The sequence below is a fragment of the Streptomyces sp. NPDC002232 genome (genome assembly GCF_042890295.1).
Lineage (GTDB): Bacteria > Actinomycetota > Actinomycetes > Streptomycetales > Streptomycetaceae > Streptomyces.
Genome location: NZ_JBIARV010000007.1, coordinates 45,864 through 62,142, shown reverse-complemented (window position 1 = coordinate 62,142; position 16,279 = coordinate 45,864). Strand labels below are relative to the sequence as shown.

The 16,279-nt window shown below is 73.1% G+C and carries 14 protein-coding genes and 1 pseudogene; 4 read left to right on the top strand and 11 right to left on the bottom strand.

What is annotated here, in order from left to right; translation table 11 throughout:
- Window positions 1-34: 34 nt before the first annotated feature.
- The 8 genes from ACFYXU_RS31940 to ACFYXU_RS31905 all read right to left on the bottom strand — a co-directional run bounded on the left by ACFYXU_RS31940 (window position 35) and on the right by ACFYXU_RS31905 (window position 8,866).
- Window positions 35-823, bottom strand: coding sequence for a DUF1684 domain-containing protein (locus ACFYXU_RS31940; RefSeq protein WP_389408610.1), 789 nt, complete (start codon window positions 821-823; stop codon window positions 35-37).
- Complete coding sequence (locus ACFYXU_RS31935; RefSeq protein WP_389408609.1) at window positions 820-2,130, bottom strand: NtaA/DmoA family FMN-dependent monooxygenase; 1,311 nt, start codon at window positions 2,128-2,130, stop codon at window positions 820-822. The genes ACFYXU_RS31940 and ACFYXU_RS31935 overlap by 4 nt, the downstream gene beginning before the upstream one ends.
- On the bottom strand, window positions 2,127-3,152 hold the full coding sequence (locus tag ACFYXU_RS31930) for an LLM class flavin-dependent oxidoreductase (protein WP_376516364.1): 1,026 nt from the start codon (window positions 3,150-3,152) through the stop codon (window positions 2,127-2,129). The genes ACFYXU_RS31935 and ACFYXU_RS31930 overlap by 4 nt, the downstream gene beginning before the upstream one ends.
- A gap of 31 nt (window positions 3,153-3,183) precedes the next feature.
- Window positions 3,184-4,158, bottom strand: a complete 975-nt coding sequence (locus tag ACFYXU_RS31925) for an ABC transporter substrate-binding protein (protein ID WP_376516362.1) — start codon at window positions 4,156-4,158, stop codon at window positions 3,184-3,186.
- Between the two features lie 188 nt (window positions 4,159-4,346).
- Entirely contained in the window at window positions 4,347-5,156 is an 810-nt protein-coding gene (locus ACFYXU_RS31920) for an amino acid ABC transporter ATP-binding protein (protein WP_329855729.1), read from the bottom strand.
- Window positions 5,153-6,169, bottom strand: coding sequence for an amino acid ABC transporter permease (locus ACFYXU_RS31915; RefSeq protein ID WP_389461168.1), 1,017 nt, complete (start codon window positions 6,167-6,169; stop codon window positions 5,153-5,155). Before ACFYXU_RS31915 ends, ACFYXU_RS31920 begins: the two co-directional genes overlap by 4 nt.
- 46 nt (window positions 6,170-6,215) lie before the next feature.
- Window positions 6,216-8,021, bottom strand: coding sequence for an FAD/NAD(P)-binding protein (locus ACFYXU_RS31910; protein ID WP_376516358.1), 1,806 nt, complete (start codon window positions 8,019-8,021; stop codon window positions 6,216-6,218).
- Window positions 8,018-8,866 carry an amino acid ABC transporter permease gene (locus tag ACFYXU_RS31905; protein ID WP_376516355.1) on the bottom strand — a complete coding sequence of 283 codons (849 nt, stop codon included), beginning with the start codon at window positions 8,864-8,866 and terminating at the stop codon, window positions 8,018-8,020. The genes ACFYXU_RS31910 and ACFYXU_RS31905 overlap by 4 nt, the downstream gene beginning before the upstream one ends.
- A gap of 410 nt (window positions 8,867-9,276) precedes the next feature.
- Between ACFYXU_RS31905 and ACFYXU_RS31900 the strand changes: the two genes are divergently transcribed.
- A complete protein-coding gene (locus ACFYXU_RS31900; protein ID WP_329855725.1) occupies window positions 9,277-9,756 on the top strand; it encodes a GNAT family N-acetyltransferase in 480 nt (159 codons plus the stop codon).
- Window positions 9,753-10,730, top strand: a complete 978-nt coding sequence (locus ACFYXU_RS31895) for an ABC transporter substrate-binding protein (RefSeq protein WP_376516353.1) — start codon at window positions 9,753-9,755, stop codon at window positions 10,728-10,730. The genes ACFYXU_RS31900 and ACFYXU_RS31895 overlap by 4 nt, the downstream gene beginning before the upstream one ends.
- 95 nt (window positions 10,731-10,825) lie before the next feature.
- Here ACFYXU_RS31895 and ACFYXU_RS31890 read toward each other — a convergent pair whose 3' ends face one another.
- Window positions 10,826-12,103 (bottom strand): DUF5685 family protein, encoded by a 1,278-nt coding sequence (locus tag ACFYXU_RS31890; protein ID WP_389461166.1) that lies wholly within the window; start codon window positions 12,101-12,103, stop codon window positions 10,826-10,828.
- A 323-nt stretch (window positions 12,104-12,426) separates the two neighbouring features.
- Between ACFYXU_RS31890 and ACFYXU_RS31885 the strand changes: the two genes are divergently transcribed.
- Window positions 12,427-12,861, top strand: coding sequence for a cell division protein SepF (locus ACFYXU_RS31885; protein WP_329855720.1), 435 nt, complete (start codon window positions 12,427-12,429; stop codon window positions 12,859-12,861).
- Between the two features lie 39 nt (window positions 12,862-12,900).
- On the opposite strand, the gene ACFYXU_RS31880 is transcribed toward ACFYXU_RS31885, so the two are convergent.
- Window positions 12,901-14,670: an MFS transporter gene (locus ACFYXU_RS31880; RefSeq protein WP_376516349.1), complete on the bottom strand. Its 1,770-nt coding sequence runs from the start codon at window positions 14,668-14,670 to the stop codon at window positions 12,901-12,903.
- A gap of 406 nt (window positions 14,671-15,076) precedes the next feature.
- On the opposite strand from ACFYXU_RS31880, the pseudogene ACFYXU_RS31875 reads away from it, so the two are divergent.
- Window positions 15,077-15,934: pseudogene (locus ACFYXU_RS31875) on the top strand (phosphatase PAP2 family protein); the annotation flags it as partial.
- A gap of 77 nt (window positions 15,935-16,011) precedes the next feature.
- Here ACFYXU_RS31875 and ACFYXU_RS31870 read toward each other — a convergent pair.
- Window positions 16,012-16,227 carry an I78 family peptidase inhibitor gene (locus ACFYXU_RS31870; protein ID WP_329855716.1) on the bottom strand — a complete coding sequence of 72 codons (216 nt, stop codon included), beginning with the start codon at window positions 16,225-16,227 and terminating at the stop codon, window positions 16,012-16,014.
- Between the last annotated feature and the right edge of the window lie 52 nt (window positions 16,228-16,279).

Genomic DNA, 16,279 nt, shown 5'->3' with positions numbered 1-16,279 from the left:
CCGCGCTCCGTACGAGGGAAACAGAAGAAGGAGGTCAGGCCCCGGTCAGCCGCCGCTCACCGGCCGGCACCGCCGTGTCCAGGGTGTTCCCGGGCGGCGGGAAGGGGCAGATGAAATGGTCCGCGAAGGCGCACGGCGGCAGCAGCGCCCGGTTGAGGTCGACCGTCACCGAGCCGTCCGCCGCCGGGGCTTCGGGCCGCAGGAAACGGAAGCGGTAGCTGTCCCGGCCACTGGTGGCGTCGGCGAAGACCGCCCACAGGGAGCCGTCGTCCTCGACGGCCACCTGGAGGACGTGCTCGCCGCCGTGCAGCTCGAAGACGAGCTCCCCGGACAGGCCGAGCCCGCGCTCCCGCCCGTCGGCGTTCTCCACCCGCACGCTGCGCGTCTCCGGGTACGGACGGAACACCCCGGGCACCACCCAGCCCGCGTCGTACGGGGTGGCCTCGATGCCCCGGAAGGCGCTCCGCGCCGCCGAGCCGGGGTCGAAGTCCCGTACCGCCCACAGCCCTTCGCGCCGCAGCACCACAAGACGCCGGCCCGCCGACGCCACCCGGGACTCGTGGATCGGGGCGTGGTCCGCGGTGAGCCGGACCGTGCCGGCGAAGGGCTTGCCGTCGACGGTGACGTCGTCCTCGGCGACCGCCGTCAGGACCACCTCGTCGCCGTCCTCGCGCCACTCGCCGGGCACCCCGGGGACGCGCCCCCCGGGGAAGTCCGCGAGCCAGTGGGTGCCCGTCAGGGAGAGCGGGCCGTACGACGAGGCGACCGCGGCCTCGCGCTGCTCGTGCCAGCGCCGCCAGTCCTGCTGTGGATCCGTGCTCATGGTGTTCCACCCTTCCACACGGGCTCGGGAAGCCCGAGGTGCGAGCGCAGTGTGGTGCCCTCGTACTCCGTACGGAACACGCCCCGCTCCTGGAGCAGCGGGACGACCCGGTCGACGAAGTCGTCGAGGCCGCCGGGGGTGAGGTGCGGGACGAGGATGAAGCCGTCGGCCGCCTCCTCGGCCGTGAACTCCTCCAGGGCCGCCGCCACCGTCGCCGGGGAGCCCACGAAGGACTGCCGGCCCGTCGACTCGACGACCGTCTGCCGGATGGAGAGCCCCTTCTGCTCCGACAGCGCCCGCCAGCGGCGCGCCACCCCGACCGGGTCGGCGACCCGCACCCGGCCCTGGACCAGCGTGGAGTCCGGGTCGGGGTCGACGTCCGGCAGCGGGCCGTCGGGGTCGTAGCCGGACAGGTCGCGGCCCCAGACCTGTTCCAGCGCGAGGATCGCGTTCTGCGGGGAGACCTGCTGCCGCCGGATCTCGGCCGCCCGCTCCTGCGCGTCGGCGTCGGTGTCGCCGATGACGTACGTCACCCCCGGCATGATCTTCAGGTCCCCGGGGTCCCTCCCGTACCGGGCCACCCGGCCCTTCACGTCGGCGTAGAACGCCCGGCCGGCCTCCAGGGTGGAGTGCCGGGTGAAGATCACGTCGGCGGCCGAGGCCGCGAACTCCCGTCCCTCGTCGGAGTCCCCGGCCTGGATGACGACGGGCTGCCCCTGCGGGGAGCGCGGCACGGGGAACTCGCCCTCGATCCGGAACTGCGGACCGCTGTGCGCGAAGGGCAGCGTCCCGCCGTCCGGGGTCCGGGAGTCCCACAGCTCCCGGACGGTGCCGAGGAACTCGGCGGCCCGCGTGTACCGGTCGGCCCGGTCCAGATAGCCGCCCCGGCGGAAGTTCTCCCCGGTGAAGGCGTCGGACGAGGTGACCACGTTCCAGGCGGCCCGGCCGCCGCTGAGCTGGTCGAGGGAGGCGAGCCGACGGGCCAGTTCGTACGGCTCGTTGAAGGTCGCGTTCACCGTGGCGGCCAGGCCGAGCCGCTCGGTGACGGCCGCCAGGGCGTTCAGGACGGTGATCGACTCGGGCCGTCCGACGACGTCCAGGTCGTGGATGCGGCCCGCGTGCTCGCGCAGCCGCAGCCCCTCGGCCAGGAAGAAGAAGTCGAAGAGCCCGCGCTCCGCGGTCCTCGCCAGGTGCTCGAAGGAGGAGAAGTCGATCTGCGAGCCGGAGCGCGGATCGGCCCAGACGGTCGTGGAGTTGACGCCGGGGAAGTGCGCGGCGAGGTGGATCCGCTTCCGGCCCCGGCTCATGAGGAGGCTCCCGTCGTGGCGTACTGGCTGACCGGCCGGGCGAGTCCCAGATGGTCGCGGAGGGTGGCTCCCCGGTAGGCCGTACGGAACAGCCCCCGGTCCCGCAACCGGGGCACGGTCCCCGCGGCGAACCGCTCCAGGTCCCGCTCCGGCACGGCCGGCACGAGGTGGAAGCCGTCGACCGCGCCGCCGCCGTGCCAGCCGGCGATCAGCTCGGCGAGCGCCCCGGGCCCGCCCTCGTACGCGTCGAGGTCGACGGTCAGCGAGAGCAGCACGCGCAGCTGCCCGGGGTCGCGGCCGTGGGCGGCGGCCCCCCGGCGCAGTTCCGCGCGGAGGGCGGCGGCCTCCTCGGCCGAGGCGGCCCGGATCAGGGCCACGTCGGCGTGCTGGACCGCGGTGTCGCGGGCGGCCGGGCGGGTGGCGTCGACGACGGTCACCGGATTGCCCTGCGGGGGCCGGGGCACGGTCGAGGGGCCCTTGACCGAGAAGGTCGCGCCCTGGAAGTCGACGTGGTGCAGCTTGCGGCGGTCGACGAACCGGCCGGTCGCCACGTCCCGGATCTCGGCGTCGTCCTCCCAGCTGTCCCAGAGCTTCCGGGAGACCTCGGCGACCTCGCCCGCCTCCTGCCAGAGTTCGGCGGTGGGCGGAGCCGGCCGGCGGCCGACGAGCCGGGCCTCGGCCCCGGACGGGGAGACCGCGATCCGCCAGCCCGCCCGGCCCCGGCTCACCCAGTCGAGGGTGGCGACCGCGGCCTGGACGTGGAAGGGCTCGGTGTGGGTGGTGGTCACGGTCGGCACCAGGCCGACGGAGCGGGTCTCGGGGGCGACCCGGGCGAGGACGGCGAGCGCGTCGAGGCCGGGCCCCGCGAAGGAGTCGTCGTGGGTGAGGAAGTCGAGCGCGGCGGCCTCGGCGAGCCGGGCGAGCGCGACCGCCCGGGCGGCGGCGTCCGGCTCCGGGCCGGCGCGGCCGGAGCCCGGGGCGAGCTCGGCGGCCAGGTGGAGCGGTGGGGTGCTGGTGGTCATGCGGTCTCTCTCGGAGCAGGCGGGGCGCGGGTCAGTTCTTGGTGCGGGGCAGGCCGGGCGGGTTGATCTCCGACTTCTGCACGGCCTCGCTGGTCAGCCCCCACCGCTTGAGGACCTGCGCGTAGGTGCCGTTCTCGACGATGTGGTCGATGGCGGCCGCGTAGGCGGCGACCAGACCGCTGTCCTTCTTGGTGGTGGCCGCGATCTTGCCCTGGAGCCCGGCGCCCGCTCCGGAGAACTTGCCGACGGCCTCGGTCTGTCCGGCCGTGGCCACGTGGTAGGCGACGGTGGGGTTGGGGCCGAGGTAGCCGTCGATCCGTCCGGACTGGAGGGCGAGGTAGTAGTCGGTGGTGTTGTCGTAGTACTTGATGTCGACGCCCTTGCGGCCGGCCTTCTCGTTCTGCCGGGACCAGTCGACGAGGATCTTCTCCTGGTTGGTGCCGCTGCCGACGGCGATCCGCTTGCCCGACACGTCCTCGGGGCCCTTCACGGTCCAGCCGGAGCCCTTCTTCGCCTCGAAGGCGAGGTCGTCGAGCCGGTAGGTCGCGAAGTCGTACTTGTCCTTGCGCTCCTCGGTGACGGTGACGTTGGAGAAGACGCCGTCGTACTTGCCGCTGTCCAGGCCGACGAAGAGGTTCTCCCAGGAGACCGGGTTGAACTCGGGCTTCAGGCCGAGGGTGTCGGCGACCAGGGTGGCGAGGTCGAGCTCGACGCCGATCAGCGTCTTGTCGTCGGTGGCGCGGAAGGCGAGCGGCGGGTTGCTCTTCGCGGAGACGCCCAGGATCAGGGTGCCTCTCTTGCGGACGGCCTCCGGCAGCTTGCCGGCGATCGCGTCGACCTTGGCGGTGTGGACGCGGTTCTGGTCCGGGCCGACGTTGATGCCGGTGTCCTTCTGCCCCTCGGGCTTGATCTCGCCGACGGCGGCGTCGCCCGCGCCGCAGGCGGTGAGGAGGCCGAGGGCGGTGAGCGAGGCGAGGGCGGTGAGGACGGTGCGACGGGTCTTCATGGCGGTACTGCTCCTTCGGTGGGTTCGGGCTGGCTGGTGCGGGTTCGGACCGGCGTGGGTGCGAGCCGGCGTGGGTGCGAGCCGGTGTCGGTTCGGGCCGGTGTGGGTTCGGGCCGGTGTGGGTGCGAGCCGGCGTGGGTGCGAGCCGGTGTCGGTTCGGGCCGGCGTGGGTTCGGGCTGTCGGCGGGTCAGAGGACCTTGGAGAGGAAGGCGCGGGTCCGCTCGTGGCGGGGGCTGTCCAGCACCTCGGCCGGGGAGCCCTGCTCGACGATCCGGCCCTCGTCCATGAAGACCACCGTGTCGGCGACCTCCCGGGCGAAGCCGATCTCGTGGGTGACGACGATCATGGTGGTGCCGGACGCGGCCAGGTCCTTGATGACGTCGAGGACCTCGCCGACGAGTTCGGGGTCGAGCGCGGAGGTCGGCTCGTCGAAGAGGAGCAGGCTCGGCTCCAGGGCGAGCGCCCGGGCGATGGCGACCCGCTGCTGCTGCCCGCCGGACAGCTGCTTGGGGTACGACTCCGCCTTGTCGGCGAGTCCGACGCGTTCGAGCAGCTTCCGGGCCGCGGCCTCGGCCTCCTTGCGGGGACGCTTCAGGGCCGAGACGGGGGCCTCGACGATGTTGTCGAGGACGGTGAGGTGCGGGAAGAGGTGGAAGTTCTGGAAGACGAAGCCGATGCGCGTGCGCTGCTTGAGGATCTCGCGCTCGCGCAGCTCGTAGAGCTTGTTCCCCGAGCGGCGGTAGCCGACGAGGACGCCGTCCACGCCGACCGTGCCGCTGTCGACCTTCTCCAGGTGGTTGATGGTCCGCAGCAGGGTCGACTTGCCGGAGCCCGAGGGACCGAGGACGACGGTGACCTCGCCGGCCCGGACGTCGAGGTCGATGCCGCGCAGCACGTGGAGGGCGCCGAAGCGCTTGTGGACGGCGCGGATCTCGACCTTGGCCGTGGCGGTGGCCGTCCCGTCGGCGGGCTCGGCGGTCTTGGTCACGGAGCTCATCGGGCGCTCCCCTTCGCGTAGTGGCGTTCGACGTAGTGCTGGACCACGGAGAGCGCGGTGGTGAGCAGGACGTACCAGGCGGTGGCGACCATGAGGAGCGGGACGACGCGCCCGTTGCGGCCGTAGACGACCTGGACCTGGTAGAAGAGTTCGCCGATCGCCATGACGGAGACGATCGAGGTGCCCTTGAAGAGCGAGATGATCTCGTTGGCGGCGTTGGGCAGGATCGAGCGCATCGCCTGCGGGAGCACGATCCGCCGCACCTGCCGGAGCTTCGGGATGCCGAGGGAGGCCGCGGCCTCCAACTGGCCCTCGTCCACGGACAGTACGCCGCCCCGGACGATCTCCGCCGCGTAGGCGGCCTGGTGCAGGGCGAGGCCGAGGACGGCGGCGCTCATCTCGCCGACCAGCCCCATCGTGTCGAAGGAGAGGAAGCTCGGCCCGAAGGGGATGCCGATGCTCAGTTCCTTGTAGAGGTAGGCCAGGTTGAACCAGAAGAGCAGCTGGACGATGAGCGGGATGGAGCGGAAGGCCCAGATGTAGCCGAAGGCGACCGACCGCAGGAACGGGCTGGCGGACAACCGCATGAAGGCGAGCACGATGCCGATCGCGAAGCCCAGCGCGGTGCCGTAGAAGGTGAGCTGGAGGGTCACCCAGACGGCGCGCAGGATCGTCTCGGTGGTGAAGAAGGCGGCGAAGACGTCCCATTCCCAGCCGGGGTTGGTGACGAGGCCGTGGAGGAACTGGACGAGCAGCACGGCGGTGGCGGCGACCGCCACCCAGCGCCAGGGGTGGCGCACCGGGACGACCACCAGTGCGGGCGCCGGGTCGGTGGGACCGGCGGCTTCCTCGGAAACGGGCGCCGGGTCGGGTTCGGCGGTGGCGGGGACCGTGGGCTCGGCGGTGGGGGCCGCGGGCTCGGCGGCGGGGGCCGCGGGCTCGGCGGCGGGGACCGTGGGCTCGGCGGCGGGGGCCGCGGGCTCGGCGGCGGGTGGATCGCTGGTGAGAGACATGGCGGTTCCTCGGGAACGGGGCACGGGAGCGGAGAAGGGGCGCGGATCAGGCGCTCAGCGGGGCGGGGAGGCGACACTCCCGGTCGCGCAGGAGGGCCAGGGCGGCCCGCGCGGAGGCGTCGTTCTGCCCGAAGGCGACCCCGCCGGTACGGGGCCGGGTGAAGGCGCTCCCGGCGCGGGCGGTGGTGTGCGGGCCGAGGGCGAAGCGGCGCGGGTGCGGTCGCCCGTCGCGCTCCAGGATCCGGCCGTCGACGGGGTCGACGACGAGGAGGCCGCCGCCGGTGGTCCTGGTCCCCTCCTCGTACAGGGCGCGCAGCAGCGGGCTGCCGGTGAGCTCCAGGGTGGGGTCGGGGATCCGGGCCTCGACGAGGGCGCGGGCCTCGGTCCACTCCCCCGGCACCGCGGTGGACGCGGCACGGAAGACGCCGCGCTCCTCGTCGGTCTCGACGGTGACCTCCGGACCGAGGAAGCGGACGACGCCGGCCCGGGAGAGCGCGAGGAGCTGCCGCAGCCGGGGGCCCGGCGGGCCGGAGGCGAGGTAGCTGAAGAAGCCGTGCCACCAGCCGCCCGGGTCCAGCCGCTTGCCGAGCCGCAGGAGCTGGCCGTAGACGGAGAGCAGTCCGGCGAAGACGGCCGCGTCGGGACTGTGGGCGGGGTCGTGGCGGCGGGCGAGGTCCGCGGTGATGTAGCCCCGCAGGCCGTGCTGGAGCGCGTCGGCGGAGTCGTGGCGGAGGCCGTCCAGAGGGCGGTCGAGGGCGTCGAGGTCGAGCCGGTCGGCGGGGTCGGGCACGGCGGCGGCGACGAGCGCGGCGAGCTCGGCCGAGCGCGGCGGCGCCTGCGCGTAGGCCCGCTCGAAGGCGTCCGGGGCGAGGGCGGTCCGCTCGGGGTGGGCCGAGAAGAGCCGGTGGTAGTGCGCCCAGCCGAGCTCCTTGTCGATGAGCGGCCACACGTCGCGCCCGAAGTCGATCGGCCCGGCGCGCCCGAGCAGGGCGTCGGTCTGCTCGGTGCCGAAGAAGCGGGGCAGCGGGGGGCGTTCGCCGTCGAGGACGTAGCCGATCTTCGAGTGGTACGGGACGCCCCGGCGCGATCCGACGTGCAGCACCGGCTCCTTGCCGGAGGGGACGTAGACCAGCTCGTCGCCCTCGCCCTCGTACCGGCCGCCGCGGCCCTCGGTGAGCAGCACCATCAGGTCGACGAAGGCGAGGCCGAAGCCCCGGACGAGGACGGGTTCGCCGGCGGGCAGGGCGGCGAGGTCGGCGTCGGCGGTGAAGTCGGGCGGAAGGTGGACGAGGCCGTGGCGGGCGGCGAAGCCGGCGAGGTCCCGCTGCTCCCGGTCCGGTTCGGCGTCGAGGTGGCCGACGGTGAGGACGACGAGGTCGGCGAGGAGGGGCACGGCGGTGCCGTCCAGCCAGACCCGCTGCCGGCCGTCACGGGGGCCGGTGACCCGCAGGGCGGTGGTGCGGTGCTCGTGGACGGTGACGCTGGCGGGCAGCGCGGCGCGGGCCCGCTCGTACACCCAGCGCAGATAGGCGCCCTGCTGCGGGCGGGTGGGGAAGGTGCGGCCGTCGATGCCGGCCCACTCGGCGAGGGTGGGTCCGGGCCGGACGGGCCCTTCGAGGTCCACCGTCTCGTCGGTGAACATCGTGACGTCCTCGGCCTGGGAGTTCATCCAGAGCAGCGGGGACTGCGCGGTGCGCCAGATCCGGCCGGGGCCGGGCGGGTGCGGGTCGACGAGGTGGACGTCGAGGGGCTCGTCGCCGTACAGCTCGGGCAGGTTGGCGGCGAGCCGTTCGAGGAAGCCGGTCCCCCGCGGCCCGGCGCCCACGATGACGAGGGAGCGGCGCGGGCTCATCGGGCACCGGCCGTGCCGCGGGCGTAGTGCCGCTCGACGTAGTGCTGCCCGATGCCGAGGACCGAGGTGACGGCGACGTACCAGAGCGTGGCGACCAGCAGCAGCGGGATGATCTCGTACGTGCGGTGGTAGACGAGCTGGGTCGAGTAGAGCAGGTCCTGCACGGCGATGACGGAGACGATCGAGGTGCCCTTGAGGGTGCCGATCAGCATGTTCCCCGCGGGCGGGACGATCGCGCGCATGGCCTGCGGCAGCACGATCCGGCTGAGCCGGCGCCACCGGCCGAGGCCGAGGGACTCGGCGGCCTCGATCTGGCCCCGGTCGACGGAGAGGATGCCGCCGCGGACGACCTCGGCGGCGTACGCGGCCTCGTGCAGGGTGAGTCCGATGACGGCGACGGCGACGGGGCCGAGGAGGTTGACCGTGTTCACGCCGAGGATCTGCGGGTAGAGCACGCCGATGTTGAACCAGAAGAGCAGCTGGACCAGGATCGGGGTGGACCGGAAGAACCAGACGTAGCCCCAACTGACCGCACGCAGAACGGGGTTGGCGGAGAGCCTGAGCACGGCGAGCAGGGTGCCGAGGACGAAGCCGAGGGCCATCACGAGGGCGGTCAGCCACAGGGTGAGGCCGAGGCCGCGCAGGACGGACGCGGAGGTGAAGTACTCGGCGACGACGTCCCACTGGAAGGCCTTGTTGCGGACGACCGAGACGAGGGCGAGCGCGAGCAGGACCAGGACGAGGACGGCGGCGGTCCACTGGCCGGCGCGGCGGGTCGGGACGATGCGTGGAGGAGGTTCGGCCGGCGGGGCCGTGGAAGGTGTCTTGACGAGGGTCGCGGACATGCGAGGGCTCCGTGGATGCCAGAGGGCGGATCGAACACGGGGTGCGCCTTCACACGCGATGAGTCACGGATCCGGGCCCCTCAGCCCGATCCGCCCTTCGAGGCTATGCGGTCAACACGCCCTGCTGTCAAGGGTGTCCGCACTCTGAGCCGTACGTCTCATCCCGGTTGACGCGGACCCGGATGCCTGTTCCACTGGGGCCATGCATCCGCAGCAGCTGGTCACGCGCTCCCACATCGACTTCGGTCGCGTGTGGTCCTCTTCCTGTTGAGCCGACCCTCTGCTTCGCCCCGTCCGCGTGCTGTAGTCCGCGGCGCCTTCACACCCAGGCCCCACGTGAGCGCCTGAGCTCTCCCCTCCCCTCGCCCCACCCCGTCACGCCCTTCCCTCCTTCGCCCTGAAGGACCTTCATGACCTTCGCGTTGTCCGTGCACCGGACCACGACCACCGACCCCCTGGCCCGCCCGCTCCTCGACGAGCTGGCGTACGAGTACACGACCCGGTACGGGTCCGCGCACGATCTGCACCGCTATCCGGCGGCGGAGTTCGCCCCTCCGTACGGCGCCTTCCTGCTCCTCCTGGAGCAGGGCAGGCCCGTCGCGGGCGGCGCCTACCGCCGCTACGACGAGGACACCGCCGAGCTGAAGCGGATCTGGACGCACTCGGCGCACCGCAGGCGCGGTCTCGCCCGCCGTGTCCTCACCGTGCTCGAACGGGAGGCCGCCGCGCGCGGCTACTCCCGCATCTACCTGACGACGGGGCCCCGCCAGCCCGAGGCCAAGGGCCTCTACCTGGCGAGCGGCTACCGCCCGCTCTTCGACGTGTCCGCCGATCCCGAATCGATCGGCCCGCTGCCGTTCGAGAAATTCCTGGAGAACCCGAAGCCATGAGTACGCGCACGAGTTCCGGCACCGCACGCACCACCCTCGCCTTCGCCCTGATCACCGCCGCCGCGCTCGGCCTCACCGCCTGCTCGGGCGGCGAGCCCGCGACCGCCCCGGCCGGGGCGGCGGGAGCGCCGGGCACCGCGAAGGGCGCGCTCCCGACCGAGGACGTGGTGGCGGCGGTGAAGAAGAACGAGGCGGCGGCGAAGCTGCTCCCCGCCGACGTGCGGCAGCGCGGCAGCCTGACCTTCGCCGCCTCGGTGAGCAATCCGCCCAGCGCCGCCTTCCTGCCCGACGGCAGGACCGTCGTCGGCGTGGACGCCGACTTCTCCGCCGCGGTGACGAAGGCGCTCGGTCTGGAGCTGAAGCGCGAGGTGGTCGGCTTCGAGGCGATCCTGCCGGCGCTCGGCAGCGGCAAGTACGACGTGGGCACCGGGAACTTCGGCGTGACCGAGGAGCGGCGCAAGACCATCGACTTCGTGACGTACATCAACGACGGGCAGGGCTTCGCCGCGCGCGCCGACAGCACCCTGAAGGCGGTCACGGACCTCACCCAGCTGTGCGGTCTGAAGGTGGCCGTGAACGCCGGGACCACCTTCGAGCGGACGCTGGAGAAGAACAAGGACCGGTGCGGGAAGGCCGGGAAGCCGGCGTACGAGGTGAACGTCTACAGCGAGACGGGGGCGATCTGGATGTCGCTCCAGCAGGGCCGCAGCGACGTGGTGATGAACACGATCAACGGCGTGCGGTACGCGGTGACGCAGCAGAAGAACCTGAAGTTCCTCAACGAGTACCGCCGTCTCGACGTCGGCTTCGCCTTCAAGAAGGGCACTCCGCTCGCGCCGGCCTTCCAGGCCGCGGTGAACGGCCTGAAGGCGGACGGGACGTACGACCGGATCCTCAAGAAGTGGGGGGTGACGGCCTCGGGCATCGAGACGTCGCAGATCTCCCCGCCGGAGATCCCGGCACCGACGAAGTAGCGGGGCGGGGTCCCGGGGGCGCCAGGCGGGCGAGCGGCCGGACGGCTGGGCCCCCGGGGGCGCCCGACGCCGGGGCGGCCGGCCCCGACGGGCCGTCAGCAGTCGCAGCCGCAGTCGCAGTCCCCGCAGCAGCAGTCCCCTTCGCAGCAGGAGGAGCAGTTGCTACAGCAGTCGCAGCAGTCGCAGCAGTCACCGGGGTCGCACTGCTGGCAGAGGCCCTCGCGGCGCTGGCGGCTCCAGGGGTCCTCGAAGCTGCCGCAGCACATCTGGCAGGTGCAGGCGAGGCCGATCCAGAGGGCGCAGCCGGCTATCAGACCGCGCCGGTTCGGCGGCTCGGGCGGGAGCGGGCCCCCTCCGCCGGAACCTCCCGGTCCGGGGGTCCAGGGCCCGCCCGGTCCGCCCGGGCCGCCGGGGGCGTACGGGTTGCCGGGCACGGGCCCGCCCGGTGTCGCGTACGGGTTCCCCGGCACGGGGCCGTGGGCACCCGGCGCTCCCGGTCCCGCCCCGTGCGAGCAGGTGGTGGTGCCGAAGGCGCGGTCGACCGAGGTCCGCAGCTCGTGGGCGAGGAGGACGTGGGCGAGCCGGCCGTTCGCGAACTCGGCGTCCTTCAGCGCCAGGCGGATGCCGTGGAGGGCGTCGTCGGCGAGCCGGCGGGCCTCCTCCCGGGAGGTACCGGTGGCGGTGAGCGGGTTCCACGCGCCGGTCCCGGCGTCGGCGGCCTGGTCCTCGACGGCGTCGAGGAGGTGGGCGAGGCGGCCGAAGAGGCGGCCCGCCTCGGCGAGCGGCGCCGCGTTCCCCGGGCGGCCGGCGAGGACGGCGGTGTGGGCGAAGGCGGCGGCGGTCGCCGTCTCGGTCGGCTCGGTGACGGTGAGCAGCGGGGTGCCGGGTCCGGCGAGGGCCTCGATGCCGGTCTGGCGGTCGACGGCGTCGACCAGGACGGCGGTGTCGAAGCCGAGGTCCCGGCCCGTCCTGGCGCCCGCCCTGTCCCAGGAGCGGGCGACCCGCCGGGCCGCGGCGGCGACGGGGCGGCGGGCCAACAGGCCGTCCCGGTCGGCGACGTGGTCCCGCACCTTCGCCGAGGCGAGGACGAGCGAGACGGCGGCGGCGAGCCTGGCTCCCTCGCCGCGGGCGACCGGCGCGGTCCGCAGGGCGCGCAGGGCGCAGGGCCCGGCCTTGCGGCGGCCCGCCTCGGTCACCCCGGTCTGAGCCTCCGTCAGGACGGAGACGATGAGGCCGTCGTAGTTGGTGACGACCCGGGCGAACTGGCCGTGGTCGGCGCGGAGTGCCAGGCAGAGGCCGCAGAGGTGGGCCATCCACTCGGTCCTGAGCCCTTCGGTGAGCCGATGGGTGCAGGGTCTGACGATTCCGAACAAGGACTCCCCCGTGAGTCGTGGGCGGCGGCGGGCGGGGGTCCGCCGAGCGGCCCCGCGGCATCGTAGCGAGCGGCTTCGTTCACCCGTACGCGCCCATCGTCACCCTTGTGGCCCGACTTTCATATTTTCAGCTACATGGCCCTCCTTCAGGCCCCGCATACCGTAAGTTTTCTGACGAATCGCCAGGAAACGGCCCTCACGTTCTGCACCAGTCCCGTCACGAATCTTCTGCGCGCCGACTATCCACTTGGCGCGCGATCCGCATCATGGACGACGATAGGGACATGCGGAACCACAAGTGACCGCGTTGAAAGGAGGCGTCCATGGGATCGGTGCGCAAGGCCAGTGCCTGGCTGGGACTCGTCGAGGACAACGACGAGCGGTACTACGACGACGAGTACGCCGACGGTACCGAGGGCGGCGACGCCTGGGTGACGGACCCCCGCGTCCGGGTCGCCACGGACACCGCCGAGGAGCGGGGCCGCCGGATCGCCACCGTCTCCCCGGACGGCTTCCGGGACGCCCGGGGCATCGGCGAGCTCTTCCGGGACGGGGTTCCGGTGATCGTGAACCTGACCGCGATGGAGCCGAACGACGCCAAGCGCGTCGTCGACTTCGCCGCCGGTCTCGCCTTCGGCCTGCGCGGCTCGATCGAGCGCGTGGCGACGCGGGTCTTCCTGCTGACGCCCGCCGACACCCAGATCGTCAGCGGCGAGACGGGACGCCGCCGGCAGGACGGCTTCTTCAACCAGAGCTGAGCGGGTCCGCCGGCCCGGCACCTCCCGACTGGGATCGGGTCAGTGCACCGGGCGTCCCGAGCCGGCGGACTCGATCGCCTCCCGCGTCGCGGGCACCCGCGGCGCCGCCGCCCCCTGGGCGGACACCGGGGACACCGGGGACTCCGAGGAACCGCGCCGCCGCTCGGGCGCCGCCTCCGGCTCCTGGGCCGACCCGCCGGGGCGCGCCCCGTCACCGTCCGGGGCGCCCTGGCCCGAGTGGGCCTCGTCGAAAGCCTCTTCCTGATCCACCGGACACTCCATGACCCGCGGCAGCCGCCGGGCCATCAACGCGCCCACGAGCAGCAGCGCGGCGCTCACGCAGAGCGTGACGTGGAGACCGGTCACGAAGGAGTGCCGGGCGGCCTGATGCAGGGCGTCACCGGCCGCGCCGCCGAGCTGATCGGCCACCTTGTACGCCTCGCCGAGCGAGTTCGCCGCGGCCCGGCTCGCCTCCGCGGGCACCCCGGGGACCGAGGCGAGCCCGGGGGCGTACGCCGCGTTCATCACGCTGCCGAGCAGCGCGATGCCCATGCCCGCGCCGAGCTGGTACGAGGTCTCGCCGATCGCGGCCGCCCCGCCCGCGCTCCGCTGCGGCGCCTCGCTGAGCATCGACTCGTACGCCGAGAAGAGCGTGGTCTGGAGGCCGAAGCCGAGGAGCACGAAGCCCGCCGTGAGCAGCAGCGGCCGGTCGTGCTGCCCCATGAGGGTCAGCAGCAGCACCGCGCCGGCGGTGAGGAGGAAGCCCCAGCCGACCATCCGGCGGGGCCCGATCCTGCGCAGGGTGTACGAGCCGGTGGCGCCGGCCGCCATGGCGGCGAAGGTCAGCGGGAGGAGCCGGAGCCCGGTCTCCAGCGGGCTGAGTCCGAGGACCAGCTGGAGGTACTGGACGGCGATGAGCTCCAGGCCGACCAGGGCCAGCATGCCGATGACGATGCAGCCGACGGAGGTGGTGAAGGCGGCCCGGGAGAAGAGCCGCATGTCGATCAGCGGGTGCGCGCGCCGCTTCTGCCGCCGGACGAAGAGGACCAGGAGCGCGGCGCCGAGCAGCAGCGGTCCGGCGGTCGGCAGGGCGAGCAGCGGGTCGCCGGCTCCGGCGCGCTTCACGCCGAGCACGCAGCCCAGGACGCCGCCCGCGGCCATGAGCGCGCCGAGCACGTCCCACGGCCCGTCGGCGGCACCCCGGGACTCGGGGAGCAGACGGCGGCCGAGGGGCAGGATCAGGGCCATCAGCGGGATGTTGATGAGGAACACGGAGCCCCACCAGTAGTTCTCGACGAGGAAGCCGCCGAGCACCGGTCCGGTGGCGGCCCCGATCGCGGCCGTGGCGGTCCAGACGCCGATCGCGGTGGCCCGCTCCCGCCGGTCGGGGAAGACCGTGCGGAGGATGGAGAGCGTGGCGGGCATGATCATGGCGCCGCCGACGCCGAGCAGCGCGCGGGCCGCGATGAGGACCGCGGGGTCGGTGGCGAGCGCCGCGACCGCCGAGGCGATGCCGAACAGCGCGTAGCCGAGGAGGAGCACCCGTCGTCTGCCGACCCGGTCGCCGAGCGTGCCGAAGAGGATCAGCAGCGCCGCGCAGACCAGGGGGTAGGCGTCGACGATCCAGAGCAGCGCGGTGGCGCTGGGGCGCAGGTCCTCGGTCAGTGAGGGGACGGCGACGTGGAGGATGGTCGCGTCGAGCGCGACCAGGAGGAGACTGACGCAGAGGACGACGAGGACGACCCAGCGGTTGGCGCCGGTGCCGACGGCGGCACCGGTTCGCTCGTGGGCCGTGTTCGTCCGCTGCATGTACGTACCTCCCAGTGAAGCTCTCGCGCTCGGCGGGCCCCGACCAGGGCGTATGCCCCTGGGGCGGCCCGGCATCGACGGGCGAGTGAGCCGTCAGCGTACGCGAGTTCAAGCCCCGAGCGCGTGGTGCAGCTCTCACCCCGGCGGGCCTCCTGGTGTGGCGTACGCCACTCGACGGGGGCCGCGCGTCGCATGTAATTCCGCACGGACATCTGTTTGAGGAAATTCCTCCGCGTTCAAACACCCTTACGGAAAGAACCCGCCCGGCATTAGGGCGGAAGGTCATCGGATTTCCCGACGGACGCCTGGAATGAACCACCCGGTGAGACCCACTCCACATCACATGGTCATCACGAAGGGAGCGGAACGACCGGGTCTGCTTCTCACTCCCTGTAACGTCGATTGGGTGCGTACCGACATCTTTGCCCGGCTGGACCGGGAGCCGGAACCGCCGAAGATAGAGGTCCCGCGGATGACCCGCACGCGTCTCGCCCTCTTCGGCGGGACGTCGGCGTTCTATCTCGCCATCGTCGTGGCCGTGCTGCTGTCGACATGGCTGGTGACCCTCGACTGGAAGATCATGCTCTTCCGGCCGTACCAGCAGTGGCCCGAGATCCACGGTTTCCTCGACTACTACGTCGTCCTCGGCCAGCGCGGCCCCACGGCCGTCATGGTGGCCGCCTGGCTGGGCTGGCGCTCCTGGCGTCAGCACACCCTGCGCCCCCTGCTGTGCCTCGGCGCCACCCTCCTGCTGCTCAACATCTCGGTGGGTGCGGTCAAGCTCGGCCTCGGCCGCCTCGGACCCCACTACGCGACCCAGGTCGGCTCCGCGGAGCTCTTCGCGGGCGGCGACATATTCCCCTCGGGGCACACCGCGAACGCGGTCGTGACCTGGGGCATCCTCGCCTATCTCGCGACCACCCCGAGGGCCCGCCGCTATCTGTCGGCACTGTCGGCCGTCGTCGCCCTCGGCGTGGGCCTCACCACCGTCTACCTCGGCACGCACTGGCTGAGCGACGTGCTGCTCGGCTGGGCCGCCGGGCTGCTCGTGCTGCTCGCGCTGCCCTGGTGCGAGCCCGTCCTGGCCGTGGCGGAGTCCTGGATCCTCGCCGCGCGCGACCGCGTCCGGGAGCGGCTGCGGGACCGTCGCCGGCTCGTCCCCTCGCTGCCCGTGGCCTCCGGGGGACCGCGCCCGGTGCGCGAGCCGGTCCGCGAACCGGTCCGGGAACCCGTGGGAGTGGCCGGCGGCCGACGCGCCCCGGCGACCCGCGGCTGACCCGCACGACAGAAGGGCCCCGGCCGTCTCGGCCGGGGCCCTTCCGCATGCGGTCCGCCGGTGCCTCAGCCGAGCCAGCAGCGGGTGACGGAGCCGTGCTCGACCTCGAAGTTGATGCGCCCCGACAGGTACTCCATGGTGATGATCGAGCCGGGCGGCAGGGACCGGACGACGCTCCAGCCGCGGGTCCTGGCGAGTCGCTCGGCCCCCTCGGCGTCGAGCCCCACATAGGACTCGGGAGCGTCGCGGGGCGGTTCGGGAGTGCGCGAAGTAGGTGACATGAACCTCACGTTAGTCCCTCTGCGGTCACGCTTGTGTCACAAGTTCTCGACA